A 23,423-nucleotide genomic window follows, 5' to 3' on the forward strand; every position below is an offset into this window, starting at 1 on the left:
AGGCGCAAACGGCCATGCTTTGATGCGACGACCTATAACAAGCTTGTCGAGGTCTTCGCATGTCTGCTTCCAGCCTGAATTTTTCGCCGCCGCTGGCGGTGGGTTTCGCCCGTTTGGGCTTTGGCGCCTTGCCGCTGGACCGTTTGAAAAGCGCGTTACGCCAATGCCGGACAGCGGCTCCGAGATTCGTGGAGCTGGATGGCTTCAGTGTTCACTACCGCGACGAAGGCACGCGCGATAAACCGGCGCTGGTGCTGATTCACGGCGTGGTTGCGTCGCTGCATACCTGGGACGGTTGGATCAGCGCTTTCGCCGATCAGTACCGCATCATTCGGTTTGACGTGCCCGGCTTCGGTCTAACCGGCCCTGCGCGTGACGGCCAGTACAACGCTGAGCGCATGGTGAAGGTGTTCGGTTTGCTGCTCGACCTCTTAGGCGTGAACAAAGCGGTGATCGCTGGCAACTCACTGGGCGGCTACATCGCCTGGAACTTCGCCCTGGCGCAGCCGCAACGGGTGGAGAAATTGATACCTGATCGACCCGGCCGGCTACCACATGCGCAAAGTGCCGCTGATGATCGCCGCCGCCGCTTTGCCCGGTGCTACCTGGGCCATGCCGATGTGGATGCCGCGCGCGCTGTTTGCCCAGGGCATCAAGGAAGGTGTACGGGGAACACCTGGGCCGCATCAAGCCCGGCGTGGTCGATCGTTACTACGACCTCAGCCGCCGCCCAGGCAACCGTCGGGCAATGATGGATATCTTCCGCGTGCTGCTGAACGTGAACCGCGAAGAACTGCACGGCACTCCGGCGCGCGTCGCATAGATACCACGCCAACGCTGCTGATGTGGGGCGACCGTGACCGCTGGATTTCGCCGAAACATGTGCCGCTGTGGCAGCGCGATTTGCCGGGTATTCAGGTGAAAACCTATCCCGGCGTGGGGCATATCTTCGATGGAAGAAATTCCGGAGCAGAGCGCGGCGGATGCGTTGCGGTTTTTGCAGGGGTGAGCGGGGCTATCGTCGTTTGCAAGGTTGCCCTCACCAGCCCCATCTCAGTAAACGGGCGAGGGGCAGATAGTTCGTTGCGGTGACAAACACCGATCAAGCTCCCTCTCCCGTTTACGGGAGAGGGGTTGGGAATGAGGGCAGGCGACGCCAAGCTCATGAAGCCGCCAAAAATAAAGGGGCCCAGCAAGGGCTCTTCGGGTATCAACTTCAAACTGCTCAAGCCGTCTGCGCCACCGGCACATCAAACTCATCGCGCGTGCTGTGCAGCAGATCAATGTTGTTGAGCTGCGCACAGGATGGAAGCCATCTTTAAAGAAATCGAGGTAGGTTTTGATCAACGGCCGGAAGCCAGCCGTTTTTGCCCCACATCCACTGGATGCCGTCGCGCCACACACGCCAGGTTCCACAGCAATGAAATGCCTTGCTAGAGCATGTGGGTTATGCCTCAGAACGTGTCGAACACGAAAAAGAACGTGCCCATCATCATCGCCCGCCGCAACTTGCGGCTGCCGCACACTTGGTTGTAGACATCGAAGGCGACTCGCTTTGTGCTCGGTTTCTTCCAGCGCGTGCCAGCGCCAAAGACGAATCAGCTCCGGGTGCGCGCCTTGCAAATGGCGCGGCTCTCGCAGCAAACCGTCGGCCATGATCGCGGTGATTGTGCTCCAGCGCGGCGGTCGCAGCCAGCTGGCGCTGCGGTGAGAATTTCTTCTGCGTATAGCGGATTCGGGCCTGGGCGCGTTTCTCTATTCGCGTGATGTTGTAGCCCAGGTCGCGAAGGCGGTTGCTGTATTCCAAGTGCCTCTTGGCTTGTGGTGACCTTCCTGGCCGATAAAGCTCAGAATCTGTTCCTTCAATACCGGGTCGGCGATCTGGTCGCGGTAGTGACGCACCGAATCGATAAAGAAGCGCTCGCCATCCAGGGAACAACACCGGACATGGCGTCGAACAGGTGGGTCTTGAATGCATCGCCGCTGTGCCAGTGCCGAGGCAGTGGATTCGGCAAAGTCGAAATCCAGATGGCGCGGACGAATTTGCAAACCTTCGGGCGTGGTGCTGACCATTGCTGACTCTCGAGTCGTTTACAGCTTTAACCATGGTTGGCACCACGGCCGCGCCTTCAACCCTCGCAAAGGTTGGGATAGCCGCTAATGTGGCGGTCATATATGGCCAGTGGGTGTGTCACCTTGGCTTACACCGGGGTAATATTAAACGCGCTTAGGCATTTGCTCGCTGGCGCCGATTTCCAATCCTTTGATGGTGAGGTTGTGACACCTAGGTACGCCTGGAGTATTCCCTGCGTTGCGCGTCATTTCTGGCCACCGGCCCGACGCTAAAAAGAACAATAAGGAAGAAGTTCAGCCACGATGAAGCAGTCGCACGAATTTTGCTGCCGAGCTGCGTGTCCATCGCCTACGCTAGCGCTTTGATCTGACCTGTGTGCCGAGCTTGGCGTGCCGGGTGATGACCTCGCTGCGCGCCGCCCGAATAAAGCCGCAATTGATGAATCGCCTAACGGGCGCCTATCCGTTTATCGACTTCAACACCGCTCGCCAGCGCTGCGCTCACGCTATGCCAAAGAACCGGCGTTGGGCTTGCTGCTGCAGGCCAGCGCCTGAACGTATCCACCCACGGCATTCTCGGCTACGCCGTGCTGTCCAGCGCCACGCTCGATAAAGCTATTCAATTCGCGCCTGCCAAGTACTACCGCGTACTGGGCCTGGCCTATGAGCTGGAACGGTTGCAGAAGCGTTTGAACGTGTGGAACTGCGCGCCAGCGAGGCAAGCCTGCTTGGCGCACTCAGTCGCTTCGTCGCCGAAGGTTTGCTGGTTCTGTCGCACCAGCATTGCGCAGTTTTTGCTTGGGGAAAAAAATGCACGGTATCGTGAGGTGGGTTTCGCCTACCCGGCGCCGCAGCATGCCGCGCGTTACTCAACGAAGTGTTTGGCGTGCGCGTGCAGATTTTCGACCAGGCCTATCACTGCATCAGCATCCCGCAACATTACCTGCAACGTCCCGCTGCTTCGTCAACCCGGCGACTGTGCACATTGTTAGCAACAGTGCGAAGCGCTGCTCGCCACACTTCGATGTTCAAGACATGCCTTGCTCACCCGCGTTCGCCGCCTGCTGCTGGCATGTTCCGGGCGACTTTCCCGACCTCCGGCAGCGCCGCCAAAGCCCGCACACCAGTGGCCCGCAGCTTGCGCCGGCATTTTGTCGGCGATGGGCACGAGTTATCAGCGAAGATTAACGCTCAGACGACGTACCGCAAACGCCTGGCCCTGGGCAATACCTCAGCACCACGCAGTTGCCGCTGTAGCCTGAAATTGCGTACCTGCTGGGGTTTAGTGATGCGTCGAATACTCCGTCGGGCGTTTAAGAAGTGGGACGGGGAAATTGCCGAGCTGATTGTCGGGGAAGGCTAAGGCCGTTCGAATTTCGTTGAGCAGTTCGGGGTGCGAGTCCAGCAGCCGGAACAATTCCACCAGCGCCAGCGGCGGTTTGGTTTTGCCGGTTTCGTAGCGGGAGAATGCATTTACACCGCCGCCGAAAATCTCTGCGGCTTCGCGTTGGTCCAGGGCGAGTTTTTCCGGACTTGGGCGATGAACGTTGGGTCGACGATCGTCGCGTTGATCTGTCTGGAGAACGTACGCATCGCGCTCATCACGCGATCCGACTCGTTGAGGTCGAGCACCGACTCGTTGCACGCCGGACAAAAGTCACCAGTGACGCCGGTAATAACGGTGGTTTCACCTTTGTAGGTATACGGCAGGTCGCGTGTCACGCACAAGGTGCGCAGCACCGACAAACGGGACATTTCATGTTCATAACTCCTTGAACGAGACGATCAGCAGATCGTCGGAAATCGTCGCTTCAAATACCCAGCACCCATGCAGGTGCTCAGGCAGTAGACGTCTTGCCAGATACGGTGGTCGGCGTGCGTCGTCATGCTTTTTCAGAAATTCATTGGCCTTTAGTGCCATCACCAGCCAACACATCACTCAATTCCAAACCTAATTCACTGGCGCCAATTCGAGCCGCCTGAGTCGTGCGAACCTTGCCTTGCGAAACCAACAACTCACCTGAGCGAGCGAGCGAATGGGGGAGTCCGTTTCTCCATTTCAAATTAACCTTCTTGGTGTTATTTGGCAAGTAGGTTAATAATCCGTCGCCTACTCGTTTCTGTGTCGCCGAGGCCTCTAAGCCGCGGGCCAGTAACGCGTGAAGCCACGAAAAGGGGAATCGAGAAGGAGCCGCATTGTTTGAAGGAAATTTCGCGAGCGCTCTAAACCGGGAGCTAACGGCGAGGTATTGGTGCATTCCATCCTTCATTGGGCGCTTCGTGGCCCTGCGCGAGCGATGGGTGTCGGTTGTTCAACTAGCTCTTGAAGCGCGCGGAACCGAAACCGAGAATGGCACCGATTATTCGAAGGAGCTGTCATGAACCCCACCCTGATCCGCGAAACCTTCCCCGTCGGCCCGTTGCAGTGCAACTGCACGATCATTGGCGACCCGGTGACCAAGAAAGCCATCGTCGTCGACCCGGGTGGCAATCCGGATCTGATCATGGCGCGGCTAGAGGCCCATGGGTTGAAGGTGGTGAGCATCATCCATACCCACGCCCATCTCGATCATTTTCTGGCTTCGGGCCAGATGAAGGAGAAAACCGGCGCCACGCTGCACTTGCACGAGGAGGACGGCTTTCTGTGGGACAACCTGGAGATGCAGTGCCGCATGTTTGGCGTGCCGTATACGCCGGTGCCGGCGCCGGACCAGTGGCTGCGCGACGATGAGGAGCTGGCGTGTGGTTGCGGGGTGGCGCTGCATACGCCAGGCCATACGCCGGGGTCGATGAGTTTCTGGTTTCCTGAGGCCAAGCTGCTGATTGCCGGCGATACGCTGTTTCGCCGGGGCATTGGCCGCGCACCGATTTGTGGGGCGGCGACTACCCGACGATTGAGCGCTCGATCAAGCAGCGGCTGTATACGCTGGATGAAGACGCCACGGTGGTGACCGGTCACGGCGCCGCGATACACGCCTCGGTGATGAGATGCGCGAGAACCCTTGCATTCGCGCCTGACGCCGCTTCGGCTTAGGCCCTCGGCGCCACGGAATTTTCAGCTAACTTTATGCTCCAACGGTGGTCCGCCCAGCGGGGTGGACCGCGTTTTAGGAGTACGCCCCCATGTTTACTTTCGGTCGCCTGATCATTGCCGCTACTGCCGTCGCGCTGTTGGCTGGCTGTGCCTCGCAAAATCCGTATGACAATCAACCCCAAAGCTCCAACAACACCGCGAAATATGGCGGTATCGGAGCGCTGGCGGGTGCCGCTGCTGGTGCGTTGATCAATCATGACAACCGTGGCAAAGGCGCGCTGATCGGCGCCGCCGTGGCCGGCGCAGCGGGCGCGGGTTATGGCTATTACGCGGACAAGCAGGAAGCCGAACTACGCCGCAGCATGCAAGGCACCGGCGTGCAGGTGCAGCGTGAAGGCGACCAGATCAAGCTGATCATGCCCGGCAACATCACCTTTGCCACCGACTCGTCAGACATCGCCAGCAACTTCTATACGCCGCTGAACAACCTCGCCAGCTCCTTCAAGCAGTACAACCAGAACACCACCTTGAAATTGTCGGCTACACCGACAGCACCGGCAACCGCCAGCACAACATGGATTTGTCTCAGCGCCGGGCCGCCAGCGTGGCCAATTACCTGACCTCGCAAGGTGTAGACGGCTCGCGGTTGTCCACTCGCGGTAACGGCCCAGACCAGCCGATTGCCACCAACGACACGGCCGATGGCCGCGCTCAGAACCGCCGTGTGGAGGTCAACCTGAAACCGCTGCCGCAAGCGGTGCAGCAGCCTCGACAATACCAACAGCAACCTCAGCAGTACCAGCAGCAGCCGTATTGCTCAACAAACCACTCAGCAGTACCGAGCAGCCATCCGCAATAAGCGCTAGGCGCTGAGCCCAGGCCTCCCACGTGGAGGCCTTTTTTTGTGCGAGCTTGAGCTGTCCACGCGAAGGCAAAAAGCGCCGAGCTTCATGGCCAGCATAGAGATGGCAGGTCGAACCTACTTTGCGATTGCGCTCGATATCCGCTCGCTGATCTTTTAGTGGCAAAGCGCCGCGCTCGAAATTTCTGACCTAGAACTTTCAGCCCAATGGCCCGATTGGGCCATTGGTCTCAGCCGGGTCTGCTTAACCAAAGGGGTAGGGGACGCTGGCGAAGGATCAGGAGCTTACATGGACGAAAACCCTGGGTTCACATTCGCGCCGCCGCTTGGCTGCCTTTTTGGCAGCGCTGGGACTCACATGGGCGGGGACTTGGCGCGCTGGTGGTGTGGCAGTGACGAGCTGCAGGCCAACAACCGGCGCGAGCAGGAATAACGCCCCAGCATTGCTGTGGACGATGTGCAGCAAAGCATTCTCGAACGCATGCACGCCTATGAAATGGTGCGCGCCGCGGCACTGGTCGGGTTACTGGCTGGCAGCGATGCGGGTAGCGCCGAAGAATGGATGCGCGGCCACCGACCAATTGCAACTCCAAGACCGTTATTGTCGGTATGTCGGTGGCCGTTGCACGGGCCCGCTACTTGCTGCCCGCTGCCGAACTGTCGGCGTTTATCGAAGGGGAGCTTGGACTATGGATGAAAAGACTTCCGTATTTCCCGCCGGCGAGCGTCGATGAATACCTGATTGCCGACTACATCAGCCCGCTCGACTGGCGGAACCGCCGCGGCCTGGGTTTCGACGTGCTGTCCGAGGAAGTACGCCGCAGGCGGTTTTTCAGGCGCGCCGCACGGGCGAAGCAGTGCTTTCCCGCGCCGCTCCGGCTCAAATCCGAAACTGATCAAGATCCACAAATCGGTGCCGTGTTGTACATGCCCGTGTACGCCAACACCGCGCCGGTCACGAGCCCGGAAGAACTGCCAGCAAGCCTTCCTTGGTGCGGTCACGGGCTCGTTCCGAAATGCACGACTTGCTTGAGGGTATCTTGGGCAGTCGCGCTGGAGCTTTTTCAGATCGAGCTGGCCGACAACGCTGACGACGGCGGGGCGCTGCTCCAGGGCGAGTTACCTAGGGCAGTTCGGCGTATCAGCTGACCCGCCGCCTCTCTGTGTTTGGGCGCGAGTGGCAGGTTACGGTCAGTAGCACCGCTGAATACGAGCGACGGATGGAAAACCCACGGTTGCAATTCAACCTGTGGGTTGGGCTGTTGTCGTCGGTGCTACTGGGGCTGATGGTGGGCGGCTATCTGTTGCTGCGCGAGCGAGCGCTGGCCAATAGCGAAATCATGAGTGCCGGATTGCGCGAGCGTGAAGAGCGGTTTCGCCTGGTGGTCGAGGCGTGCCCAACGCCATTGTGTTGGTCGACAGCAACGGCCGCACTGCCATGGTCAACCAGCAGGCCGAGCTGATGTTTGGCTATCCGCGCGATGAACTGGTTGGCGCAGCGGTAGAAAAGCTGCTGCCCGAATCATTACGCCACGCCCACGTTGGAATGCGCCGTGAATTTCAGAAAGCCCCGGAACCCCGGCAAATGGGTGGCAACCACGATCTGTTTGGCCAGCACTAAAGATGGACACTCGATTCCAGTAGAGGTCGGCCTTTCGCCGCTGCGCAGCGGGGGCTGATGTGCTGGTGCAGGCGGTGATCATCGACATCAGCGCGCGCAAGGCCGCCGAGGAGCGCTTCCGTTTGGTGGTCGAGGCGTCGCCCAACGCCATTGTGCTGGTCGACAGCCAAGGGCGGATCGCCATGGCCAATCGGCAGACCGAGCAGCTGTTCGGCTACCCACGCACAGACCTGCTGGGCCAGCCGGTGGAAAAAGTGCTGCTGCCCGAGTCGTTGCAGGAATTGCGTTAAGCGCGTCAGAGCTACCTGCGTTCACCCGAGCCTCGGCAAATGGGCAACAACCGCGAGCTGTTCGGCCGGCATCGGGATGGCGAGTTGATTCCGCTGGAAGTTGGCCTGTCGCCGTTGCGCAGCGGCGAAGACGTGCTGGTGCAGGCAGTAATCATCGACATCAGCGAACGCAAAGCCGCCGAGGCGCGCTTGCGTGAGCAGGCCGAACAATTGGCCTTGGCCAACCGCTATAAGTCCGAGTTCCTGGCCAACATGTCCCATGAGCTGCGTACGCCGCTCAACAGCATCCTGATCCTCAGCGAACAGCTCAAGCAGAACGGCGGAGGTGACCTCAACGACAAGCAGGTCAAACACTCGGACATCATTCACCGCGCCGGCCGCGACTTGTTGCAGTTGATTAACGACGTGCTCGACCTGGCTCGCATCGAAGCCGGGCGCGTGCAGTTGAAGATGGAGAACATGAATGTTCACGACCTGATGCAGGAGCTAGACGCCAGCTTGCGCCCCATGGCGGAACTCAAGGGCTTGCGCCTGATCACGCGCGTCGACCCCCAGGTTCCACGGGTGGTGTACAGCGACCGTGGTCGCCTGCAACAAATTTTGCGCAACCTGCTTTCCAACGCGTTGAAATTTGCCGAGCGCGGCGAGGTGCGAAGTGACTCCGGTTGCGCCCCCTGCGGATGACGGCCGCGAAATGCTCAAGATCGTGGTGCGCGACACCGGTATCGGCATTGCGGCCGACCAGCATCAGCGCGTGTTCCAAGCCTTCCAGCAAATAGACGGCTCCACCAGCCGGGCGTTTGGCGGCACAGGTTTGGGCCTGGCGATTACCCGGCAACTGGTTGAGGTGCTGGAAGGCACCGTGCAGTTGGACAGCGCGCCGGGCCAAGGCTCCGTGTTCACTGTGCAGCTGCCCGTCACTGTGGTGCAAGGCACGGTCGGGCTACCGCAAGTTAGCGCCGTGGCGCACACGGGTGGGGCAAGGTCCGGACGTTGCTGGTGGTCGAGGATGACCGGGGATTTCGCCAATCTGATCGCCGACGAGGCGCAGGCCCATGGATTTGCCTGCGTGCATTGCCGCAGCGGTGCTCAAGCGCTCGGCCTGTTGGAGCGCGAGCAATTTGCCGCTGTGATTCTCGACATCCTGATGCCCGACATCAGCGGCTGGCAGATTTACCGCAGCTTGCGTGCGAGCCCACAGCATCGTGGTTTGCCGGTGCACATTATTTCCTGCGTGCCGCAGCCGGACGACTGGCACGACACCGGCTCGTGCTACCTGGTCAAGCCGATCGCCCGCGCCGATCTCGAGAAAGTCTTCACAGATTTGGCTCGCCACGAGCACGACGAACATAACCGCCTATTGTTGGTAGAGGACGTCGCGCCGGAACGCGAGTACTACGCGAGCACCTCAGCCACCTTGGCTTTTCGGTAACGGCGGTGGAGACCGCGGCGCAGGCGCGTGATGCCTATCAGGAAGACGAGTTTGCGGCGGTGGTGGTTGACCTGGATCTACCCGACCAGGACGGTTTTGATTTGATTGAACTCATGTCGCGCCAGCGTCCTCTCAGCAATACACGGGTGGTCGTGAACACCGGCGTGGATGTGACCCAGCAAAGCCTGCAACGCCTGCGTCGTTATTCGGCGGTGGTGGTGCAAAAAAACGGTCAGGACCTGCAAGCGCTGAGCCTGGCGGTGCAAGGATTTTTGTCCAGTGTGCGTGAGCCACAGCCTGAGGTTGTGGTGCCGGAAATCAACCCGCTGCAAGGCCAGCGGGTGCTGTTGGTAGACGATGATGTGCGCAACATTTATGCGATGAGCGCCTTGCTGGATGAGCTGGGGTTGGAAGTCAGTACGGCCCGAGATGGCTTCGAGGCGCTGGCCGCATTTGCGGAACAAGCGTTTGACCTGATTCTGATGGACATGGCGATGCCCAACATGGATGGCTATACCGCCACTCGTCTGCTGAAGCAGGAAAAGGCTGCACGGTGCCGATCATTGCTCTGACGGCCCATGCGATGAAGGGCGACCGCGAAAAATGTTTAGCCGCGGGCACGGATGACTACCTAGCCAAACCAGTGGCGCGCCAGGACCTGATGGCCCTGCTGCAACGCTGGTTGGCGAATTCGGAGGGACGTAATGGCTCAGGCGCAGCTTAAACCGCAGTCCAGCGAGCAGATCTTGCTGGTGGTCGATGACCCGCGAGGAAACCCTCGTGGCCATGGAAGCCTTGCTGGGCGACAGCCCGTGGGAAGTCCGCACGGTCATGATTCGGGCGAGGCAGCGTTGCAATGCCTGCTCGACAACGATGTGGGGCTGGTGCTGCTGGACGTGCAGATGCCGCACATGGACGGCTTTGAAGTGGCGCGTTTGATGCGCGGCAACCCCAGCACCGATACACCCCCATCATTTTTCTATCTGCCATTGCCCACACTGAAGACTCAGTGTTGCGTAGCTACGCCACCGGCGCGGTGGACTTCATTCTCAAACCCTTCGACCCGCAAGTGCTGCGGCACAAAATCAACGTGCTGCTCGAGCACGAGCGCAACCGCCACGAATTGCAGGTGCTGTCCAAGCAGCTCGACAGCGCTCGTGCCTTCAACGCGTCGGTGCTGGAAAACGCCGCCGAAGGCATCGTGGTGGTCAACGAAGAGGGCAACATCAACTTCGTCAATCCGGCCATGGCCCGCATGCTCAACGGCACGGTGGCGGGAATTGAAGGCACGCCGCTGCTCGATTACCTGGTGACCCCGGCCTGCCCACTGCCTGGAAGGATTCGGAGTTCTACAAACATTGGCTGCGCGGCGAAGCCTATCGCCTGCACGACGCTAGCTTGCGCGCCGTCGGCGGGCAGATGTTGCCGGTGGCGCTGTCCAGTTCACCGCTGCCGCGCCTGCAGCGTTCGATGGTGATTCTGGCGTTGGATATGTCCGTGGTGCGCAACCTCTACGCGCAGTTGGAGTCGCAAGCAGCGACCGATGCGCTGGCCGGTTTGCTCAACCGTCGCGGTTTTCACCAGGCGCTGGAATCGAGCCTGGCGCGCCTGGATCGCAGCGGCAAACGCATGGCGATTTTGTATCTGGACCTCGACGGTTTCAAACGCATCAACGACTCCCTCGGCCACGCGGCCGGCGACCAAGTGCTGCGCCAGGTTGGCGACTTGCTGCGCTCAAGCCTGCGGCCATACGACGTGCTGGCGCGCATGGGCGGCGACGAATTCACCGCCTTGCTCGACGGCTTGGAACACCCGGAAGATGCCGCGCGTATTGCCGAAAAACTGATCGAGCTGGTCTCGGTGCGCCACCGGGGTTGACGGCATGGACGTAACACTCGGCGCCAGCATCGGCATCGCCAGTTTCCCTGAATGCGGGCGCAGCGTGGATGGTCTGATGCGCGCCGCCGACATGGCCATGTACGAGGCCAAACGTGCTGGGCGCCAGCAATACCGCTTCTTCTCTCCGGAAATGAACGGCCGTGCGCGTTCGCGCTTGATGCTCGAAGAGAGCCTGCGCAACGCCATTGAACAGAATGATTTTGTGCTGGTGTGCCAGCCGCAGATTTACCTGGAGACCGGCAAGCTGCGTGGCTTCGAAGCGCTGCTGCGTTGGGAGCACCCGGTGTCGGGCACCATTGCGCCAAATGTGTTTATTCCGCTGCTGGAAGAGACCCGTTTGATCAACCGCCTCGGCGACTGGATTTTCCGGCGCGGCGTGCAGCAGTGTTGCGATTGGCGGCCGACGTTTGGCGAGCAGGTGGTGGTCAGTCTCAACGTCAGCCCGGTGCAGTTCGGGATGCCGCAACTGGTGGATGACTTGCGCCGCGTGCTGGCCGAGCTGGGCTTGTGCCCGGCGCAGTTGGAAGTGGAAGTGACCGAAAGCGCACTCATGCAAGACCTCGACACCACCCGCGAACAGCTCAGCCAGCTGCGTGCGCTGGGTGTGAAAATCGCCATCGACGATTTTGGCACCGGTTATTCATCGCTCGCCTATTTGCGCCACTTCGAGCTGGATACGCTGAAGATCGATCGGCTGTTTATTTCCAACATGCTCAGCTCGCCCAAAGACGCGGCGGTGGTCAGCACCATCATCGACCTGGGGCATCACCTGGGCTTGGAAGTGATCGCCGAAGGGGTGGAAACCATCGAACAGCGCGACTGGCTGCTGGAACACCGCTGCCACATCATGCAGGGCTTTCTGGTTGCCAAGGGGTTGCCGGTCTCGGAGACCGAGCACTTCCCGGCGCAGATTGATTGGGATGTGTATCGCAAGCAGTGACGCTTTGCTCCCCCTCTCCCGCATGCGGGAGAGGGCGGGGGTGAGGGCGCGGTTTTACTCGGCCTTAAAAGGCCCCTCACCCTAACCCTCTCCCGCGAGCGGGAGAGGGGACTGACTTGTTGGGAGTCCGAAGGGGAGACACGCTCACTAACCCTTCGGCGGAAACTCTTCATGCAGCCGCCCCAACTCCGCATCCTTCTCTTCCCACAACTTATTCACCCACTGCTGAAACCCGAGGCGGTAGGTTTCATCGCTGTTGTAATCCTTGCCGAGAAACTCTTTGGGGATTTCCAGCGTGTGATAACGCACCACTACCTTTGGCACTTCGCCGCACAGGAATGACCAGAAGCTCGGGTTGCCTTCGGGGTAGTGGATGGTGATGTTGACCATCGATTTCAGCTGCTTGCCCATGGCATCAAGCACAAACGCGATGCCGCCGGCTTTGGGTTTGAGCAGGTAGCGGAACGGTGAAGGCTTGCTGGTCGTTAGCTTGGCTTGGGTAAAGCGCGTGCCTTCCAGGAAGTTGAAAACAGCGACCGGCACATGCTGGAATTTTTCGCAGGCGCGGCGGGTGGCGGCCGTGTCCTGGCCTTTCTTTTCCGGGTGCTTTTCCAGGTACGCCTTGGTGTAGCGCTTCATGAACGGGAAGTCCAACGCCCACCAGCACAAGCCAATCACCGGCACCCAGATCCAGCTCCTGCTTGAGAAAGAATTTGAAGAACGGCAGGCGACGGTTGAGGGTGTGTTGCAGGACCAGAATGTCGACCCAGCTCTGGTGGTTACTGGTCACTAGGTACCAGCCGTCGTACTTGAACTGCTCCCGCCCTTTGAGGTTCCACTCGGTTTTTGCACCAGCCACATCCAGCCGCTGTTGCAGGCAATCCAGGCTTCGGCCGCCCAGTTCAGCACCCAGTTGCACACGGTGCGCACCGGCTTGAACGGCAGCAGCAGCTTCACCAACGCGGCAATAAACAGAAACCAGCACCAGATCAGGGTGTTGGCGAACAGCAGAATTGTGGCGAGCACACCGCGAAGCGGCGCAGGCAGGAAAGACAGCATGGGGCAGATGCCTCGTGAAGAAATTGTGGTTCCCGCTCTTTTGCAGAAGATGGCGGTTGTTAGGCGCAAAGAGTAACCATTGCCGGGGGAACTGCAAGCGTCTCTGCTTCTTCGCGAGCAGCCTCAAGCGAAGCCGCTCCAACAAAGAAGCGGCGGTGCGCTACGGAAGATTCGCTGCCTGAATCGCGGTCAGGGCGATGGTGTAGATGATGTCGTCCACCAGCGCGCCGCGTGACAGGTCGTTAACTGGTTTGCGCAAACCTTGCAGCATCGGCCCCACGCTCACGCAATTGGCGCTGCGTTGCACCGCTTTGTAGGTGGTGTTGCCGGTGTTGAGGTCGGGAAACACAAACACGGTGGCATGCCCGGCCACGACGCTGTTCGGCGCTTTTTGCAGGGCCACGCTTTCGATGGCGGCGGCGTCGTATTGCAGCGGACCGTCGAGCAGCAGGTCAGGCCGCGCCTGTTTGGCCAGGCGCGTGGCTTCGCGCACTTTGTCGACATCCACGCCGGTGCCGGACTCGCCGGTGGAGTAACTGATCATCGCCACCCTTGGCTCGATACCAAACGCGACGGCCGACTCGGCGCTCTGCACGGCAATTTCTGCCAGCTCCGTGGCCGAGGGGTCGGGATTTACTGCGCAGTCGCCGTACACCACCACCTGATCGGGCAGCAGCATGAAAAACACCGACGACACCAGCTTGTAGCCCGGCGCCGTTTTGATCAGCTGCAAGGCTGGGCGAATGGTGTTGGCGGTGGTGTGAATCGCGCCGGAAACCAGGCCGTCCACTTCGTCCAGCGCCAACATCATGGTGCCAAGCATCACCGGATCTTCGAGCTGCTGGGTGGCCATCGGCGCGTTCAGGCCTTTGCCTTTGCGCAGCTCGACCATGGGCGCCACGTAACGGCTGCGAATCAAATCCGGGTCGAGTATTTCCAGGCCGGGCGGCAGTTCGATGCCATGGGCCTGGGCCACCAATTGCACTTCTTCAGGCTTGGCCAGCAGCACGCAATGGGCAATGCCGCGCGCCTGGCAAATGGCGGCCGCTTGTACGGTGCGCGGCTCGCTGCCTTCGGGCAGCACAATACGTTTGTTCGCCGCCTGCGCGCGTTGCACCAGCTGGAAGCGAAAGGCCGGCGGCGACATGCGGTGTTCGTGCGGCTTGCCGCAGCGCTGGCTGAGAAAGTGGTGGTCGATATGGCTGGCGACGAACTCGGTGACCCGCTCGGCGCGCTCGCGGTCGTCGATGGGGATTTCTTTGTTGAGCTGATTGAGGTTGTTGGCGGTGTCGTACGAGCTGGTGGTCACCGACAGCACTGGCAAGCCGCTTTGCAGCGCGCCACGGCACAGTTCCATGATGCGTGGGTCCGGCGGGAAATCACTGCACAGCAGCAAGCCCGCCAGCGGCATGCCATTGGTGGCGGCCAGGCAGGTGGCGAGAATGATGTCGTCGCGATCGCCTGGAGTAACAACCAGCACGCCTGGCTTGAGCAGTTGGACCGTGTTGGCCACGGCGCGGGCGCACAAGACGATGCGCTGCATGCGCCGCTGCTCGTATTCGCCGGCGTTGATCACGCGGGCACCGAGCATGTCGGCGATGTCGCGGGTGCGCGGGGCGTTCAATTGGTCGAGCCATGGAATGCAACCGAGCAAGCGGAAATCGTGTCGGCGCAGCAGCGGCGAGTGGTCTTTCAGGCGGGCGGCGAAGGCAGTGGCGTTTTCGTCGTCGCGCACTTTGTTAAGGATGACGCCGAGCACCGAACTGTCTTGCGGGCCGCCAAACATCTGCGTCTGGATTTCCAGGCGGTCGGACAGCTCGCTGACGCTGTCGCCTTCCGGCGCGGTGACCAGAATGACCTCAGCGTCCAGGCTCTTGGCCAGGTGCAGGTTAATGCGCGCGGCATAGCTGGTATGGGCGGTGGGCACCATGCCTTCGACGATCACCACGTCTTTATCGCGGGCGGCGTCCTGGTGCAGGCGAATAAATTCTTCCAGCAGGTCGTTGAGTTGGCCTTCGCCGAGCATGCGCTCCACATGGGCGAGGCTAACCGGCGGCGGCGACTGCAAACCGTGGGTGCGCGCCACCAATTCGCTGGAGCGTTCCGGACCCTGGTCGCCAGGCTGCGGCTGCGCCACCGGCTTGAAAAAACCCACGCGCAAGCCGACGCGCTCGAGAGCGCCGACCATGCCAAGGCTGATGGAGGTCAGGCCGACGCCGAAACCGCTAGGGGCAAGAAAATAAGTCTGCATGCAAGTTCCTGAACCGCGCGTGGTTCGCGCTTTTTATAAAGCCTCGCCTGATCGGCAAGGCCCATTGTTCGACAGTGCTGTTAGTGCAGTAGCTGCAAGGTATCGAGGGCGATCTGCCGCTCTTCGTTGGTTGCAATCACCAGGACGCGTGGGTGGCCGTAGGCGTGGATCGTACCGGAAAGGCCACGGATATAACGCTCGTTCGCTTCGTCGTCGAGCTGCACGTTCAGCAGGCGCAAATGGCTCACGGTTTTGCTGCGAATGAGCGGGGAATTCTCGCCGATGCCGCCGGTAAAAATCAGCCCGTCCAGACGCGGCAACGCGCAGCTCATGGCCGCCAGCGACTTGGCCAGGCGGTAGCAAAACACCTCGATGGCCAGCGTCGCGCCTTCATGGCCGTCGCGGTGCGCTTGCTCCAGTGTGCGCATGTCGTTGGACAAACCGGACAAGCCGAGCAGGCCGGCGTCGTGGTTGAGCATGGAGTCGATTTTCTCGATGTCCCAGCCCAGGCTCAGCGCGAGATGGCTGTGGAGGTTGGGGTCGACATCGCCGCTGCGTGTGCCCATCACCACACCTTCGAGCGGCGTCAGGCCCATGCTGGTGTCGCGGCTTTGGCCGTTGACCACCGCGCAGGTTGAGCAGCCGTTGCCCAGGTGGGCCGAGAGCCAGCAACTGTCTTCTACCGGCAGGTGGGTCATTTCGGCGGCGCGGCCGGTGACGTAGCGGTGGCTGCTGCCGTGGAAGCCGTAGCGCCGAATGCCGTGGTCGCGGTAGAGGTTTTCCGGCAGCGCGTAGCGGTACGCGTAGTCCGGCAGGCTGTGGTGGAACGCGGTGTCGAACACCGCCACCTGCGGCAGGTTGGGAAAGAGTTTGAGGGTGGCTTCGATGCCCAGCAGGTTGGCCGGGTTGTGCAGCGGCGCCAGGTGGGCGGTGGCGTTGATTTCGGCCAGCACGCGGGCGTCGATACGGCGCGCTTCGCTGAAGCGTTCGCCGCCATGCACCACGCGGTGACCGATGCCGTGCAGTTTGCCGCCACCGCGCTTTGCACCACCGGCAGCAGCTGCGAGAGCGCGGCGCGGTGGTCGGCGTTGGGAATCATCAGGCTGTCGAACTCGGCGCCCCGGCGCCAATGCAATTCGGCATCGTAGGTGCCGAGGTTTTGCGCTTCACCGCTCAAAAACGTTTGTGAGTGAGCCTCGTGAATCAAGGCGAATTTGATGGATGAACTGCCGCAATTGATTACCAGAATATGCCGTGCTTGCATCACTGCTCCTCGTCTTGCTGTGCTGCTCCATTCAACGGTTCCAGCCCTTGCGCGCACCAACCGCAGGGGAAGGACTGACCGATTTTTTCCGCGCGTTGCGTGGGGTCTTGCACCCAGTCGCGGTTTTGCCAGGGCGGTTGGTGGCGCAGGTGTTGCGTATGGCCGCAGGAAAGTATCGCCACCCAGTGCCCTTCTTCGTCCTGGCGAAAGCCTGTAATACGCGCTGCGCTGCGCGCCGGGGCGTGGGGCCGTCCGTCTGCGCTCGGTTCGCTTTCGGCCGAACCCTTGGTTAAACTTGCCCGTTCTCCACTCTTTCGCAAAGGTTCTGCCCCATGCTGATCGCTGCCAATACGGCTGTCTCCATCGACTATACCCTGACCAACGATGCTGGTGAGGTGATCGACAGCTCTGCCGGCGGCGCTCCGCTGGTGTACCTGCAAGGCGCAGGCAACATTATCGTCGGTCTGGAAAAAGCCCTGGTTGGCAAGCAGGCTGGCGATGAACTGAACGTGGCCGTTGAGCCTGAAGAAGCCTACGGCGAATACAGCGCTGAACTGGTTAGCACCTTGAGCCGCAGCATGTTCGAAGGCGTTGATGAGCTCGAAGTGGGCATGCAGTTCCACGCTTCGGCGCCGGATGGCAGCATGCAGATCGTCACCATCCGCGATTTGGACGGCGACGACGTTACCGTCGACGGCAACCACCCGCTGGCCGGCCAACGGTTGAACTTCCAGATCAAAGTGGTTGCCGTACGTGCAGCCAGCGAAGAAGAAATTGCCCATGGTCATATCCATGGCGAAGGTGGTCACCACCATTGATTCAGCTAAGCTGCTTGAGCGGCTAACTGGATGACCAAAAAGGCGCTCGTAGGGCGCCTTTTTTTGTCCGTAAGGACATTGTTTGATGACAGATTGGGAGTTCGTCATGAGTGCTTTTCACGACATCAATTTACGCGCCTTGGATGGCCAAGAATTGCCGCTAGCGCCCTTGAAGGGCAAGGTTGTGCTGGTGGTCAATGTCGCCTCGAAATGCGGGCTAACCCCTCAGTACGCGGGGTTGGAGAGCTTGTATCAGCAATACAAGGATCAAGGCTTCAGCGTGCTTGGCTTGCCCTGCAATCAGTTCGCCGGTCAGGAACCTGGCAGCGAAGACGAAATTAAAGAATTCTGCAGCCTCAACTACGGCGTCAGCTTCCCGCTGAGCAGCAAGCTCGAGGTGAACGGCCCTGGCCGTCATCCGCTGTATCGCTTGTTGGCGGGCGAGGGCGCGGAGTTTCCTGGCGACATCACCTGGAATTTCGAGAAGTTTCTGGTAGGTCAGGATGGCCGCGTGTTGGCGCGTTTCTCGCCAAGAACGCCGCCGGATGATCCGGCGATCGTCCAAGCCATCGAAAAAGCCCTGGCCTGGATGAAGTTTCTGTAGGAGCGGCTTTAGCCGCGATGCTCTTGAGTTTTTAAAAGCATCGAGGCTAAAGCCTCTCCTACAGAGAGCGGTATAAGCCCCTCACCCCTGATGCGCTTCGCGGCTGCCATTGCTACGGCCCGCGTTCAGTTCATCCATTCCATCAAAGTCGAAATCACGTACTGGCTGGCCCTGCAATTGGGCGCGTTTGAGCTGGTATTCGTCGAACGACAAACCCTGACGACTCAAGTCTTCCAGCGCTTTCTGGTGCAGTTCCACTGCGGTGTAAGGTTTCAGCTCCAGCATGGAGTGACCTTGGCCAGCACAGCCGGTGAGTACGATGGCGGTTAACAGCAGGGCGATAGTCATTAAGCGGTTCATTGGAGCCTCCTATCGGCCCGGTGAGTGAGAGTGGGCTCAGACTATTACTCGCTCCGCTTTTGTTGAAATCGACCCGTTCAATAGCTGGTATCGACGAAACCGCCCCGTTACGAGCAACGATAGATATCGGGATTTTCCGAAGCATTTGTAGGGCTTTATCACCCACATCAATGATGCTGGGCGGGACGAGACGACCGGTCATATGATCGCCGCCATGAACAACGCCACCTCGACTATCCGTCTCGACAAGCGCGATCTGATCCTCACCAAGGGCTCGGAAGTGATGCTGCGTCGCGGCTACCACGGCACCGGCGTACAAGAAATTGTGCCAGGCCGCCGGTATTCCCAAGGGCTCGTTCTATCACTACTTCGCCAGCAAAGAAGACTTCGCCGTGCACGCGCTGGAGCATTTGTACGCGCCGCGTTTGCAGCGTTACGCCACGGCCTTGAGCAACCCGGCGCTAAGCCCGCGCGCACGCATACTGAGTTTCTACGGCGAGCTGCTGAACCACTTTCGCCGCCAGGAAAAACCGCAGTACCACTGCTTTATTGGCAGCCTCAGTTTTGAAATGGCCGAGCCGTCGCAACCCATCGGCTTGCAGGTGGAAAGCATTCTGCAGCGCTCGGTGGACATCCTCGCCGGGTGCTTACTGGAAGCGCGCGAGGCCGGTGAACTGAGCGCCAGTACGGATTGCGTGGAGCTGGCTGAATTTATCGCCAATGCCTGGGAAGGCACGCTGATGCGCATGAAAGCCGGGGCCAATGCCGCGCCGCTGTCCGTTTTTCTGCACCAACTGGAGCGTCTGCTGACGCCCGTTTGATCCTTCAAAAAACCACTGCGCTGCCACGCTGCGCAACCCAGATGCCCGTTAGGAGAACCGCATGACCGCTCTTGTGAAAGCCCTGTTCGAACCGTTCCGCCTCGGCGAACTGGAGTTGCCGACTCGTGTGGTCATGGCGCCAATGACCCGTTCGTTTTCGCCGGGCGGCGTGCCTAACGAGGGCGTCATTGAGTACTACCGTCGCCGCGCTGCCGGCGGTGTGGGGCTGATCGTGACCGAGGGCACCACCGTCGGCCACCAAGCCTCGAACGGTTACCCGCACGTGCCGCGTTTTTTCGGTGAAGACGCCCTGGCTGGCTGGAAAAAGTGGTCGATGCCGTACACGCTGAAGGCGGCAAAATTGTTCCGCAGCTCTGGCACGTAGGTAGCGTTCGCCGCATCGGCACCGAGCCGGACGCCAGCGTTCCGGGCTATGGCCCAACCGGCAAAATCAAAGATGGCGTTGAGGTTGTGCACGGCATGACCAAGCAGGACATCGCCGACGTCATCGCCGCCTTCGCCCAGGCTCGCCAAAGACGCTCAGGCCATCGGCATGGACGGCGTGGAAATCCACGGCGCCCACGGCTACCTGATCGATCAGTTCTTCTGGGAAGGTTCCAACCAGCGCGACGACGAATACGGCGGCAGCCTGGCCAACCGTTCGCGTTTCGCCATCGAGCTGATCAAGGCCGTACGCGCCGCCACCAGCCCGACGTTCCCGATCATCTTCCGTTTCTCGCAATGGAAGCAGCAGGACTACACCGCACGCCTGGTCACTACGCCCGAAGCGCTCGGCGAATTTCTGCAGCCGCTGTCGGATGCAGGCGTGGATATTTTCCACTGCTCCACCCGCCGCTTCTGGGAGCCCGAGTTCGAAGGTTCCGACCTCAACCTGGCCGGCTGGACCCGCAAACTCACTGGCAAGCCGACCATCACCGTTGGCAGCGTGGGCCTGGACGGCGAGTTCATGCAGTTCATGGTCAAGACCGACAAGGTTGCGCAGCCCGAAAAACTCGACGCCCTGCTGGAGCGCTTGAACAAGCAGGAATTTGACCTGGTAGCCGTGGGCCGTGCGCTGTTGGTTGACCCGGATTGGGCGGTGAAAGTACGTGACGGCCCGTGAAGACGAGATTCTTCCGTTCAGCCGTGATGCGTTGACCAGCCTGGTGTGATGTTTCCCTTTGCGGTGCCCTTGCGGCGCCGCACTTCAGGCCCCGCTTTGGCGGGGCTTTTTTTATGGAAAAGATCAACAGCATCGAGGCTGGAGCCTCTCCCACATTGGATTGCGTTCACCTGTGGGAGAGGCTTTAGCCTCGATTGGCCTGGCCTGCAAAGATGAAGTTTTGGACGCAGGCAATTATCTGCGGGGATAAAAAAACGGCGCCACATCAGGCGCCGTTTTTTCGTTCGGGACAGTGATCAAACTGTCGCCGCAGACTCCACCTTACGCGGCGTCAACCCCAGCAGCTCGTTGCTGCGGGCGTTCACTTCGCGATACAGCGTGGCGTCGGTTTCCAGCGCCTTTTCCCGAGCCGGGAAAATCGCTTTCAGCTTCTCAGCCCAGGCCGCGTTCACTTGCTCAGGGAAGCAGCGCTCGATCAGTTCCAGCATGATCGACACCGTGACCGAAGCACCAGGCGAGGCGCCCAGCAGTGCGGCGATGGTGCCGTCTTTGGCCGCGACAAGTTCGGTACCGAACTGCAGGATGCCGCCTTTTTTCGGGTCTTTCTTGATGATCTGCACGCGCTGACCGGCAATCTCCAAACGCCAATCCGAGGCCTTGGCCAGCGGGAAGAAACGCTTGAGCGATTCCATGCGTTGCTCGCTCGATTGCAGCACTTCGCTGATCAGGTACTTGGTCAGGTCGAAGTTGTCGCGTGCCACGGCCAGCATCGGGCCGAGGTTGCTCGGGCGAACCGACAGCGGCAGGTCGAGGAACGAGCCGTGCTTGAGGAACTTGGTGCTGGAAACCGGCATATGGCCCGAACAGCAGAGATTTCTTGCCGTCGACGACGCGGGTGTCCAGGTGCGGAACCGACATGGGCGGCGAACCGACCGCTGCCTGGCTGTACACCTTGGCTTCGTGCTGTTTAACGATTTCCGGGTCATCGCAACGCAGCCACTGGCCGCTGACCGGGAAGCCGCCGAAACCTTTGCCTTCCGGAATGCCGGACATCTGCAGCAAGGGCAGGGCAGCGCCGCCGGCGCCGAGGAACACGAAGCGGGTGTCCACTTCGCGGGTGGCGCCCGACTGGGTGTTTTTGATGCTGACGCGCCAGCCTTTATCGGTGCGCTTGAGGCCGACAACCTTCTGGTTGTAGCTCACGCGGCAATCGCTTTGCTCTCCGAGAAATTTCAGCAGTTGCGTGGTCAATGCGCCGAAATTGACGTCGGTGCCGGACTCCACGCGGGTCGCGGCGACGGCTTCGTCGGCGGCACGGCCGGGCATCATCAGCGGCATCCACTCGGCCATTACGCCTTTGTCTTCGGTGTACTGCATGTCATCGAAGGCATGGTGTTTAACCATGGCGGCGTGGCGGGTTTTGAGGAATTGGATGCCCTTGTCGCCCTGTACGAAGCTCAGGTGCGGAATCGGGTTGATGAAGGCTTTTGGCGAACCGAAGTTGCCTTGCTGCATCAGGTGAGCCCAGAACTGTTTCGACACCTCGAACTGGGTGTTGATGTTCACGGCTTTTTTGATGTCCACCGAACCGTCGGCGGCTTCGGGGGTGTAGTTCAGTTCACACAGACCGGCGTGACCGGTACCGGCGTTGTTCCAGGGGTTAGAGCTTTCGATGGCCCCCGACGCCTGCATTTCAGCGACTTCCAGCTTGATGCCGGGGTCGAGCTCTTTCAACAGCACGGCCAATGTCGCGCTCATGATGCCGGCACCTACCAGCAGCACATCGACAGCCTCGTAATCGTTTTGCGCCATTTGCTCGCCACACTCTTGTGAAGTTGTGAAACCGTTTTTTCACGTTCTTTTTGGAAACGTGAACCTCAAAAGTTCAGGTGCCTTATGGCTACGATCTGCGCGCTTTTACACCCATGAAGACAAGGTGCTGGAGCAAGGCAGAGATAGTGCAAAGGTCACGCGAAGTGGGCGACTCTCTGGGGCGGTGCTTGCTGATGCTGAGTACATCAGGGTAGCTGCGAGGCCCGAGCAGGAGACGTCCTTATAATCGGGGCGCGATTATAACGGTGAAATGACAAAAGTTGGTTTTTTAGCGTGACTTTTATTCACCCATCGGTCAGCCCACCAACACTTGCGTGCCGTTTGCACGCGGGCCGACCGGTAGCAATTGGCCGCTGAGCTGCCTGAAACCCTGCATTTCCGGAACCTCGCAAAGCCGCTTTTGTCTCAACCTTCAGCGCTGTCAGGCCGCCGCTGCGCTGGGTATACTGCGGCCACTTCAAGCGGCCCAACCGGGCGTTCCAACCCTTGTGGAGAGATGAGCATGCTGCACCGTCTGCTGTTAGGTCTGATCGCTGTAGCCAGCCTGGCGCTGGTTGGCTGTGCCCACAGCCCGCAACAACTGAGCCCCACCCCCAAACTCAACGGCAACCTGACGCCGGTTGGCCAAGGCCAGCCCGTTATCGTGCGTGTGGTTGACGGTCGCCCTTCGCCCATTCTCGGCACCCGTGGCGGTCTGTACCCGGAGACCAGCGCCATCAGCGTTGCCGGCGCCGATATCGTGCCCAAGCTGCAACAGCAAGCCGAAGCCGCCGTTCGCCTGCTCGGTTTCACCCCGTCGCCGGGTGCAATGAACGCGCCGCAAATTACCCTCACCTTGGCCGACCTGAAATACCAATCGCCAAAAGAAGGCATGTATGTCACCGAGGCCAACATTGGCGCCACGTTCCGTGTCGATGTACAGAACGCCACTCGCCGTTACAGCGGTCGCTACGGCGCCACCCTGGACCAGAAATTCGGTATGGCGCCGAACCAGGACACCAACACCAAGCTGGTCAGCGACGTGTTGAGCGACGCCCTGACGCGTTCGTTCAAAGATCCAACCATCGGCCAGGTACTGTCTCAGTAAGCGTGGCGTTGAAATGAAAAAGCCCGGCTGATTAGCCGGGCTTTTTTGTGCG

The 23,423-nt window shown here is 60.2% G+C and carries 17 protein-coding genes and 12 pseudogenes; 20 read left to right on the forward strand and 9 right to left on the reverse strand.

The features are described from left to right. Positions 1 to 59 precede the first annotated feature (59 nt). Positions 60 to 1,009: pseudogene (locus ACZZZP_RS03585) on the forward strand (alpha/beta fold hydrolase). 44 nt (positions 1,010 to 1,053) lie between these two features. Here ACZZZP_RS03585 and ACZZZP_RS03590 read toward each other — a convergent pair. After that, positions 1,054 to 2,073, reverse strand: a pseudogene (locus ACZZZP_RS03590) (metal-dependent hydrolase). A 461-nt stretch (positions 2,074 to 2,534) separates the two neighbouring features. Between ACZZZP_RS03590 and ACZZZP_RS03595 the strand changes: the two are divergent. Further along, positions 2,535 to 3,065 carry an AraC family transcriptional regulator ligand-binding domain-containing protein gene (locus tag ACZZZP_RS03595; protein ID WP_463536930.1) on the forward strand — a complete coding sequence of 177 codons (531 nt, stop codon included), beginning with the start codon at positions 2,535 to 2,537 and terminating at the stop codon, positions 3,063 to 3,065. Positions 3,066 to 3,355: 290 nt separating this feature from the next. On the opposite strand, the pseudogene ACZZZP_RS03600 reads toward ACZZZP_RS03595, so the two are convergent. Further along, positions 3,356 to 3,828: pseudogene (locus ACZZZP_RS03600) on the reverse strand (type II TA system antitoxin MqsA family protein). A gap of 30 nt (positions 3,829 to 3,858) precedes the next feature. Continuing rightward, a complete protein-coding gene (locus tag ACZZZP_RS03605; protein WP_463536269.1) occupies positions 3,859 to 3,960 on the reverse strand; it encodes a type II toxin-antitoxin system MqsR family toxin in 102 nt (33 codons plus the stop codon). A 491-nt stretch (positions 3,961 to 4,451) separates the two neighbouring features. On the opposite strand from ACZZZP_RS03605, the pseudogene ACZZZP_RS03610 reads away from it, so the two are divergent. From ACZZZP_RS03610 to ACZZZP_RS03670, 13 genes and pseudogenes are all read left to right on the forward strand, one after another. Further along, positions 4,452 to 5,091, forward strand: a pseudogene (locus tag ACZZZP_RS03610) (MBL fold metallo-hydrolase). Positions 5,092 to 5,196: 105 nt separating this feature from the next. Further along, positions 5,197 to 5,966 (forward strand): annotated as a pseudogene (locus tag ACZZZP_RS03615) (OmpA family protein). Between the two features lie 561 nt (positions 5,967 to 6,527). Then, positions 6,528 to 7,118, forward strand: a complete 591-nt coding sequence (locus tag ACZZZP_RS03620; protein ID WP_463536270.1) for a CHASE domain-containing protein — start codon at positions 6,528 to 6,530, stop codon at positions 7,116 to 7,118. Positions 7,119 to 7,362: 244 nt separating this feature from the next. After that, the gene (locus ACZZZP_RS03625) at positions 7,363 to 7,590 is read left to right on the forward strand and encodes a PAS domain S-box protein (RefSeq protein WP_463536271.1); all 228 of its coding nucleotides are present in this window, start codon (positions 7,363 to 7,365) and stop codon (positions 7,588 to 7,590) included. 152 nt (positions 7,591 to 7,742) lie between these two features. Next, positions 7,743 to 8,012, forward strand: a pseudogene (locus ACZZZP_RS03630) (PAS domain-containing protein); the annotation flags it as partial. Positions 8,013 to 8,132: 120 nt separating this feature from the next. Further along, positions 8,133 to 8,564: a sensor histidine kinase gene (locus ACZZZP_RS03635; RefSeq protein ID WP_463536931.1), complete on the forward strand. Its 432-nt coding sequence runs from the start codon at positions 8,133 to 8,135 to the stop codon at positions 8,562 to 8,564. Positions 8,565 to 8,574: 10 nt separating this feature from the next. Further along, entirely contained in the window at positions 8,575 to 9,312 is a 738-nt protein-coding gene (locus ACZZZP_RS03640) for an ATP-binding protein (RefSeq protein WP_463536272.1), read from the forward strand. 5 nt (positions 9,313 to 9,317) lie between these two features. Further along, positions 9,318 to 9,884, forward strand: a complete 567-nt coding sequence (locus ACZZZP_RS03645; RefSeq protein ID WP_463536273.1) for a response regulator — start codon at positions 9,318 to 9,320, stop codon at positions 9,882 to 9,884. 11 nt (positions 9,885 to 9,895) lie between these two features. Further along, positions 9,896 to 10,036, forward strand: a complete 141-nt coding sequence (locus ACZZZP_RS03650) for a hypothetical protein (RefSeq protein ID WP_463536932.1) — start codon at positions 9,896 to 9,898, stop codon at positions 10,034 to 10,036. Beyond that, positions 10,017 to 10,205 (forward strand): annotated as a pseudogene (locus tag ACZZZP_RS03655) (hypothetical protein); the annotation flags it as partial. The gene ACZZZP_RS03650 and the pseudogene ACZZZP_RS03655, both read left to right, overlap by 20 nt. Before the next feature lie 116 nt (positions 10,206 to 10,321). Next, positions 10,322 to 10,789 carry a PAS domain-containing protein gene (locus tag ACZZZP_RS03660; protein ID WP_463536274.1) on the forward strand — a complete coding sequence of 156 codons (468 nt, stop codon included), beginning with the start codon at positions 10,322 to 10,324 and terminating at the stop codon, positions 10,787 to 10,789. Then, positions 10,711 to 11,190 (forward strand): diguanylate cyclase domain-containing protein, encoded by a 480-nt coding sequence (locus ACZZZP_RS03665; RefSeq protein ID WP_463536275.1) that lies wholly within the window; start codon positions 10,711 to 10,713, stop codon positions 11,188 to 11,190. Before ACZZZP_RS03660 ends, ACZZZP_RS03665 begins: the two co-directional genes overlap by 79 nt. Positions 11,191 to 11,194: 4 nt before the next feature. Next, on the forward strand, positions 11,195 to 12,151 hold the full coding sequence (locus tag ACZZZP_RS03670) for a putative bifunctional diguanylate cyclase/phosphodiesterase (protein WP_463536276.1): 957 nt from the start codon (positions 11,195 to 11,197) through the stop codon (positions 12,149 to 12,151). A 147-nt stretch (positions 12,152 to 12,298) separates the two neighbouring features. Here the strand turns inward: ACZZZP_RS03670 and ACZZZP_RS03675 are convergent. From ACZZZP_RS03675 to ACZZZP_RS03690, 4 genes and pseudogenes are all read right to left on the reverse strand, one after another. Then, a pseudogene (locus ACZZZP_RS03675) lies at positions 12,299 to 13,210 on the reverse strand (acyltransferase). Between the two features lie 160 nt (positions 13,211 to 13,370). After that, positions 13,371 to 15,461 (reverse strand): phosphate acetyltransferase, encoded by a 2,091-nt coding sequence (pta, locus tag ACZZZP_RS03680; RefSeq protein WP_463536277.1) that lies wholly within the window; start codon positions 15,459 to 15,461, stop codon positions 13,371 to 13,373. A gap of 80 nt (positions 15,462 to 15,541) precedes the next feature. Next, a pseudogene (locus ACZZZP_RS03685) lies at positions 15,542 to 16,725 on the reverse strand (acetate kinase). Beyond that, positions 16,725 to 16,907 (reverse strand): DUF3565 domain-containing protein, encoded by a 183-nt coding sequence (locus tag ACZZZP_RS03690; protein ID WP_463381839.1) that lies wholly within the window; start codon positions 16,905 to 16,907, stop codon positions 16,725 to 16,727. Before ACZZZP_RS03690 ends, ACZZZP_RS03685 begins: the two are co-directional and overlap by 1 nt. A 150-nt stretch (positions 16,908 to 17,057) precedes the next feature. On the opposite strand from ACZZZP_RS03690, the gene ACZZZP_RS03695 reads away from it, so the two are divergent. Next, positions 17,058 to 17,543 carry an FKBP-type peptidyl-prolyl cis-trans isomerase gene (locus tag ACZZZP_RS03695; protein ID WP_108096087.1) on the forward strand — a complete coding sequence of 162 codons (486 nt, stop codon included), beginning with the start codon at positions 17,058 to 17,060 and terminating at the stop codon, positions 17,541 to 17,543. Between the two features lie 106 nt (positions 17,544 to 17,649). Next, positions 17,650 to 18,147: a glutathione peroxidase gene (locus tag ACZZZP_RS03700; protein WP_463536278.1), complete on the forward strand. Its 498-nt coding sequence runs from the start codon at positions 17,650 to 17,652 to the stop codon at positions 18,145 to 18,147. An 81-nt stretch (positions 18,148 to 18,228) separates the two neighbouring features. On the opposite strand, the gene ACZZZP_RS03705 is transcribed toward ACZZZP_RS03700, so the two are convergent. Next, positions 18,229 to 18,495, reverse strand: coding sequence for a hypothetical protein (locus tag ACZZZP_RS03705; protein ID WP_463536279.1), 267 nt, complete (start codon positions 18,493 to 18,495; stop codon positions 18,229 to 18,231). 214 nt (positions 18,496 to 18,709) lie between these two features. Here ACZZZP_RS03705 and ACZZZP_RS03710 point away from each other — a divergent pair. Beyond that, a pseudogene (locus tag ACZZZP_RS03710) lies at positions 18,710 to 19,328 on the forward strand (TetR/AcrR family transcriptional regulator). 61 nt (positions 19,329 to 19,389) lie between these two features. Beyond that, positions 19,390 to 20,500 (forward strand): annotated as a pseudogene (locus ACZZZP_RS03715) (NADH:flavin oxidoreductase). Between the two features lie 247 nt (positions 20,501 to 20,747). Here the strand turns inward: ACZZZP_RS03715 and mqo are convergent. Further along, a pseudogene (gene mqo, locus ACZZZP_RS03720) lies at positions 20,748 to 22,263 on the reverse strand (malate dehydrogenase (quinone)). A 523-nt stretch (positions 22,264 to 22,786) separates the two neighbouring features. Between mqo and ACZZZP_RS03725 the strand changes: the two are divergent. After that, a complete protein-coding gene (locus ACZZZP_RS03725) occupies positions 22,787 to 23,371 on the forward strand; it encodes a YajG family lipoprotein (protein WP_463381842.1) in 585 nt (194 codons plus the stop codon). Positions 23,372 to 23,423: the final 52 nt, after the last annotated feature.

Source organism: Pseudomonas sp. AC211, from assembly GCF_979258055.1.